Origin of the sequence: Fulvivirga lutimaris, from assembly GCF_009711525.1 — a bacterium.
Lineage (GTDB): Bacteria > Bacteroidota > Bacteroidia > Cytophagales > Cyclobacteriaceae > Fulvivirga > Fulvivirga lutimaris.
This window is the reverse complement of sequence record NZ_SMLV01000364.1, coordinates 14,936-21,393: the sequence shown is the minus strand read 5'-3', so window position 1 is coordinate 21,393 and position 6,458 is coordinate 14,936. Positions and strand designations below refer to the sequence as shown.

General features: G+C 38.8%; 6 protein-coding genes. 5 read left to right on the top strand and 1 reads right to left on the bottom strand.

Features of this window, described 5'->3' with window-relative positions:
* Positions 1-117: 117 nt before the first annotated feature.
* Complete coding sequence (locus E1140_RS09750) at positions 118-1,446, top strand: cation:proton antiporter domain-containing protein (protein ID WP_155182475.1); 1,329 nt, start codon at positions 118-120, stop codon at positions 1,444-1,446.
* Here E1140_RS09750 and E1140_RS09745 read toward each other — a convergent pair.
* On the bottom strand, positions 1,443-2,402 hold the full coding sequence (locus tag E1140_RS09745) for a YpdA family putative bacillithiol disulfide reductase (protein WP_155182484.1): 960 nt from the start codon (positions 2,400-2,402) through the stop codon (positions 1,443-1,445). The two genes, E1140_RS09750 and E1140_RS09745, sit on opposite strands and share 4 nt — an antisense overlap.
* 123 nt (positions 2,403-2,525) lie before the next feature.
* Between E1140_RS09745 and E1140_RS09740 the strand changes: the two genes are divergently transcribed.
* The 4 genes from E1140_RS09740 to E1140_RS09725 all read left to right on the top strand — a co-directional run.
* Positions 2,526-2,984, top strand: coding sequence for a GNAT family N-acetyltransferase (locus E1140_RS09740; protein WP_343034203.1), 459 nt, complete (start codon positions 2,526-2,528; stop codon positions 2,982-2,984).
* Positions 2,972-3,706 (top strand): MBL fold metallo-hydrolase, encoded by a 735-nt coding sequence (locus E1140_RS09735; protein WP_246202776.1) that lies wholly within the window; start codon positions 2,972-2,974, stop codon positions 3,704-3,706. The genes E1140_RS09740 and E1140_RS09735 overlap by 13 nt, the downstream gene beginning before the upstream one ends.
* Positions 3,707-3,806: 100 nt before the next feature.
* Complete coding sequence (locus E1140_RS09730) at positions 3,807-4,349, top strand: TlpA family protein disulfide reductase (protein ID WP_155182472.1); 543 nt, start codon at positions 3,807-3,809, stop codon at positions 4,347-4,349.
* A 178-nt stretch (positions 4,350-4,527) separates the two neighbouring features.
* Positions 4,528-6,458, top strand: a 1,931-nt coding sequence (locus E1140_RS09725; protein WP_221412673.1) for a SprB repeat-containing protein, incomplete at its 3' end; no start/stop codon positions are given.

Genomic DNA, 6,458 nt, shown 5'->3' with positions numbered 1-6,458 from the left:
GTTTAATACTTTATTGACTTTTTTTGAATGTTACACTAACATAAATTACCTACGTAATATTACGTAGAAAATGATTTCAACATATATCCAAACATACGCCTTAAGTAACCCCTTTTTATGGAAATATTTAATTCTTATACAATAGTAATCATTGCTTCAATGATTGTTATTGTTTCCTACTTGTTCAACATCATATCTTCTAAAACTGGTGTACCAAGTGTATTGCTGTTGGTTGGATTAGGTATGATATTCAGAGGAATAGCTGGTTACATGGACATTTCCTTTGGCACATACCTCTTCGATGCTCTTGAAATACTTGGTATAGTAGGTTTAATAATGATAGTGCTTGAAGCAGCCCTTGACTTGGAATTGAATAGAAGCAAGTGGCCCGTTATTTCAAAGTCTTTTCTGGTGGCTTTTGCAAGCTTGATTATTTCCTCCTTTGTAATAGCTCTTATTATTCAATACCTGATTGTTGCCGAATTTACTGTCGCTTTGGTCTATGCCATACCGCTGTCCATCATTAGTAGCGCCATTATTATCCCTTCTATTGGAGAGTTGGCAGATGAAAAAAGAGAATTCATGATCTATGAAAGTACTTTTTCAGACATACTTGGTATAATGTATTTTTATTTCCTTCTCGGAAATCTTGATAATCCTGATGTAGGTGCTGTTGTTTGGGATGTAGCCTCTAATATTGTTTTCACAATTATCTTATCAATAGTCATCAGTTATGCTTTAGTGCTGATCTTTCAGAGACTCAAAACTCAGGTCAAGCTGTTTTTATTAGTAGCAGTTTTACTTCTTCTCTATTCGATCGGTAAGATCTTCCACTTATCTTCTTTGCTGATCATTTTAATTTTTGGACTTGTTATAAATAATTACAAAGTATTTTTCAGGGGTAAACTCGCCAAACTAATTAACCTGAGTGCGTTGCACAGTATTTTAGGCAACTTTCATTTGGTAACTATGGAGTCAGCCTTTGTTATACGGACCTTCTTCTTTGTTATTTTTGGTTTGTCCATTGATTTAGCCTCTCTGTTAGACACTTGGGCATTACTGGTAAGTGTTATTATTGTGCTAGCGCTGTTTGGTGTTAGGGCGTTGTTCTTAAAACTGGTGGTTAAAAAAAACCTGAATCCTCAGCTTTTTATGGCTCCAAGAGGGCTGATTACTATACTACTGTTCTTTTCGATACCTGCTCACCTACAATTAGAGACTTTTAGTTCAGCGATTTTGCTCTATACTATCCTCATTACAAGCTCTGCAATGGCCATTGCTTTGATTGCCTCAGGCAAACATTTGGAGCCCGTAGAAGCTGTGCAGCTGGAGTACTGGCAGGAACTCGACAAAGAAATTGATGAGATTCCAACTCAAGAAAAGCATAAGACATTGGAAGAAAAGGTTATTGATAAGATGACGGACGAAGATGATGAAAAGTCTTAGGGCTTTTCGGCAATGTCATTCATGATATTGACTGCATGAACTCTGGAGTTTTCAATAAACCATTTGTTGGTTTTTAAACCACCACAAACCACTCCAGCTAAATATGCCCCCGTCACATTGCTTTCATTTGTTGTTTCGCTATAAACAGGGGTTCTAAATTCATCATTTTGAAAATCAATGCCTATAGATTCCATCATTGAGAAGTTTGGCTCATAACCAGTCATGGCCAGCACAAAATCATTTTCTAGTTCAATAATACCTTCTGGGGTCTTTACTGTCACCTTGTGTTCTTCAATTTTAGTAATCTGGCTATTAAAATGAGCTTTGATAGAACCCTCTTTTATTCTGTTTTCAATGTCCGGTCGCACCCAATATTTTACCGATTCAAGTATCGAAGGCTCACGTACTACCATAGTTACATCAGCGCCTTTCCTATAAGTTTCTAAAGCCACATCTACGGCAGAGTTGGCTGCACCAACAACTATTATTTTCTGCCTGAAATAAGGGTGCGGCTCATCGTAGTAATGCGTTACTTTTGACAATTCTTCTCCAGGCACGTTCATCATATACGGGTAATCGTAAAAACCAGTGGACAAAACAATGGACTTTGCTTGATAATTATTCTTACTACTAACAATCGAGAAATGCTGACCCTCTTTTTTTACAGTTTCCACTTTCTCATAAAGATTGACTTCCAGCTGTTGGCTGGATGCTACTCTTCTATAGTATTCTAATGCCTCAAACCTATTGGGTTTACTGCCATGTGATATAAAAGGAACTTCTCCTATTTCCAGTTTATCAGAGGTAGAGAAAAATGTCATGTTTAGCGGATAGTTGTAGATGGAATTCACCAGGCAGCCCTTATCAATAATAAGATAACTCAACCCTTTCTTTTTTGCTTCTATTCCACATGCCAGACCTATTGGCCCCGCACCTATTATTAGCACATCTAGCATATCACTCATTTACTATCCGAAATTATTAATACAAGTATAGCCGAAAAAGGTTCATAGGCATGGCAAAAAGGATGATTGTTAATATTTCTGGTCTAATTTTTTATTTGGTGTTATCTTTAAAGAGTGAGTCAATTTAGAAAAGCAAAATTTAAAGATTTGGAAACCATAGTTGATTTCCAGATTCTAATGGCCAGCGAGACAGAGGATCTAGGACTTGATAAGGAAACCCTGATGTCGGGAGCAGCAGCCGTTTTTGAAGACCCAGCCAAAGGGACTTATTATGTAGCTACAGAAGACGATGAAGACGAAAATGTAATAGCCTGCCTTTTGATAACCCCAGAGTGGAGTGAGTGGCGCAATGGCACAGTTTGGTGGATTCAGTCTGTCTACGTTATTAAAGAACATCGCGGCAAAGGGATTTTCAAAGCAATGTATGAATACATCAAGGCTATGGTAGAGGAGGACGAAACATTAAAGGGTATTAGATTGTATGTAGAGAAAGAAAACACCAAAGCACAGGCTGTATATGAAAGAATAGGTATGACAGCAGAACATTATAAACTTTACGAATGGCTAAAATGAGAGTAATACTATCAATTCTATTAATATCAGTATCAATAAATGCAAGGTCACAAGACTTTGAAGTAGACAAATTTGAAACTTCTGCCGGTCCGCTTGAGATCACCTTTATTGGGCATGGATCTTTTATGATGAAGATCAATGACAAAATCATTCATGTTGACCCATCAACAAGGGAGGCAAATTATTCCGAGTTACCAGATGCCGATTTGGTATTGATTACCCATCATCACGGTGATCATTGCGATGCCAAAGCTGTTGAAGCAATCAAAAAGAATGATACAAAAATTATAACAACACAATTGGCCGTTGATCAACTGGGTTTTGGAGATGTGCTTGTTGCTGATGGAAGTACAGAGGCAATGGGATTGAAAATAGCCTCAATACCTGCTTATAATTTGGTTCACAAAAGAGATAACGGAGAGCCTTTTCATGCTAAAGGCACATGCAACAGCTATATTGTAACAATTGGAGATAAAAAAATATTTATTGGCGGGGATACTGAGAACACTCCTGAAATGAAGGCATTGAAAGATATTGATATGGCTTTTTTGCCTATGAACCTGCCCTACACTATGACCCCGGAAATGGTGGCAGATGCAGCAAAGGCGTTTAAACCAAAAATATTATATCCTTACCATTATGGTAAAACAGATACTAAGATTATAGCAGATTTGATGAAGGGTGTAAAGGGTGTGGAGACTAGGATAAGAAAAATGCCATAGAATAAAATTGATACCTTCACGTTACCAATAAAATTTTGAATAACGTGATTTCACCAGTTTGTCTGCGACTGCTAATCATTGAAAACCAAACACTACATATATGAAATACTGTCTAATCATTTGTTTATCGGCTTTAAGTATATCAGCATTTGCTCAGTTAGAGGGCACTGCATTTCCAGAAATGGAAACGGCTACTGTAGAAGGAGAGTCAGTTAATATACCAACAGATGTCTCTGATAAGTATACCTTGGTGGGATTGGCTTATTCCAAAAAGGCTGAAGGCGATTTAAATACCTGGTTCAGCCCTATTTATAACAAGTTCATTAAGAAATCAACTGGTGTATTTGCATCTTTCACTTATGATATCAATGTCTATTTTGTTCCTATGTTTACCGGAATTAAGGCTGCAGCTGAAGGTCCAGCAAGACGCAAGGCTGCAGAAAAGTTGGATCCGCTTTTGATACCAAATATTTTATTTTACAAGGGCCAGCTGAAGCCTTATAAAGAAGCCTTAGAATTTGACAAGAAAGATGTGCCTTACTTCTTCTTAATTGATAAGGAAGGTAAAATAGCCTATACTACTTTAGGAGAATATACTGATGCCAAAATGGAGGCAATGGAAGAATTTCTGGATAGCTTATAAAGGTATTCTTAACATCATTTAAGGGTTCAAAACATCAGTTTTGGACCCTTTTTTTATCTCAATTCACTGCAACTAGTCGTCAGATTTTACTTCTTGTCGCTTAATTAAGCTCCTCATCCATTTGCCCGTTCACCTTTTCTTAGGTAGTTAGATTTATATGCACCAAAACTAACTAGCAATGAGAAGAAGAAGTGTAAGAAGTCTATTATTTGGCTGTCTATTTTTAACGTCATTATTAACATCGGCCCAAAACAAAAATCAAAAGCAGGGCTGTGAGGATAACTGCTTTAGTACAGAAATTCTGTCAGTGGAAGAGCTGGCCTCAGGGTGTTTGAGCTATACACTGCAGGTTAATGCAGATGGTTCATGTGCTCACGCATTGTCGCATTATTCTGTTTCCCTTCCCGCTTGTGCTCAGGGGTCTTCAGTGTCAAACTCTGAAGGGTGGAAAATTGAATACGGAACTGATCCCACCTCAGGGATAGCCGGATTCAAGGTTGATGAAATTAGTGGGTTTGGTGAAAACGGAAGTTCTGGCAACTTTACCGTCACATTTACCCTTTGCGAAAATGGCTGTGATGAGGCGCTAAGCTGTTGGGCACCTCAGGTGGCCTATAAAGCTGCTACTTGTGTTTTCTATGAAGATACTGAAGTAACATGCGTTAAGCTTGATGCTGGTTTAAACATCGTTGATGCTACATGTTCAGACGAGGCTAATGGAAGCATAGGCGTTTCAATTATTGAAGGAACAGAACCAATCACTTACGTATGGTCCAATGGTTCAACAAATCAAACCATTGAAAATGCGCCAGCCGGGGTTTACATGGTTACTATTACCGATGCTACTGGTGAAACAATGGAATTATCAGGGGAGGTAGATGCACCTTCACCTATCAATATTGGCACAAGTATTACTGACGCATCATGCCAGGGACAATCAGATGGAGCTGTAATAACCACAGTTGAAGGCGGAGTTGCCCCTTATATTTACTCTTGGTCAACTGGAGCCACAACTGAAAACCTTGAAGGCATTAGTGGAGGATATTATGTCTTGACAGTTACAGATGCTAATGGCTGTGAAGCTAAGGCAACAGCCATTGTTGAGAACACCGTTTTCATAGATATTAATGGAATTATTACTAATTCAGGATGTAGTACAAACAATGGTTCTGTAGATGTGACTGTTGAAGGTGGAGTAGCGCCATACACTTTCTATTGGAGTAATGGGCAAGAGACCGAGGATTTAAGTGGGCTAGCGGCCGGAGCGTATCGATTAACTGCAACGGATGCTAATGGATGCTTAAGCTCCAGAACATTTATTGTTAGAGAAAATAACCCTATTTCATTATCTGCATCAATGCAGCAAACGGCATGTGTTGAGAATAATAGTGGAGCTATAGACCTTACAATAATCGGAGGCGAAGAACCCTATTCTTATTCGTGGTCAAATGGTGAAGCAACAGAAGATATTGACGGACTTGCTGCCGGCAGATATACAGTGAACATAGTAGATAATAGCGGTTGTTCTGCATCTCTAAGTGTAGATGTAACAGCAGTAAGTTTCCAGGCTAACAGTATTGTAAGTCAAATTTCTTGCAATGGTGCAAATGATGGAGAAATAGAACTGATGACCACTGGAGGAACAGAACCTTTCACTTTCGAGTGGTCTAATGGAGAAAGTACTGATAAGATCACAGGGCTTTCACCAGGACAGTATTCGGTATTAATTACTGATGCGGCTGGGTGTACTAAAAATTTGGCATATTATTTACCAGACGCAACGCCAATTTCTGCTTCTTACAGCGTGACCAACCCAAACTGTTTGGATGATGGTTTTGAGGTGTCAGTGAGTGTATCTGGTGGGAAAGCGCCATATACCTATGACTGGTCTGATGGAAGTAGCTTGCAAAATTTGAGTGCGGCTGCGGCAGGATCTTATTCATTGTTGATTACAGATATCAATGGATGTACTAATACGATAGATGTAGTGGTAGATTATGCTTCTACTGGTTGCGATGATCCAGATGACGGTGGGGATAACCCAGATGACGGAGGAGACAATCCGGATGATGGTGGCGACAACCCAGATGACGGAGGAGATAATCCTGA

Bases quoted from the DNA above. Each gene is read 5' to 3' on its own strand.
- E1140_RS09750 (WP_155182475.1), top strand. From the start codon at position 118: ATGGAAATATTTAATTCTTATACAATAGTAATCATTGCTTCAATGATT.
- E1140_RS09745 (WP_155182484.1), bottom strand. From the start codon at position 2,402: ATGCTAGATGTGCTAATAATAGGTGCGGGGCCAATAGGTCTGGCATGT.
- E1140_RS09735 (WP_246202776.1), top strand. From the start codon at position 2,972: ATGGCTAAAATGAGAGTAATACTATCAATTCTATTAATATCAGTATCA.
- E1140_RS09730 (WP_155182472.1), top strand. From the start codon at position 3,807: ATGAAATACTGTCTAATCATTTGTTTATCGGCTTTAAGTATATCAGCA.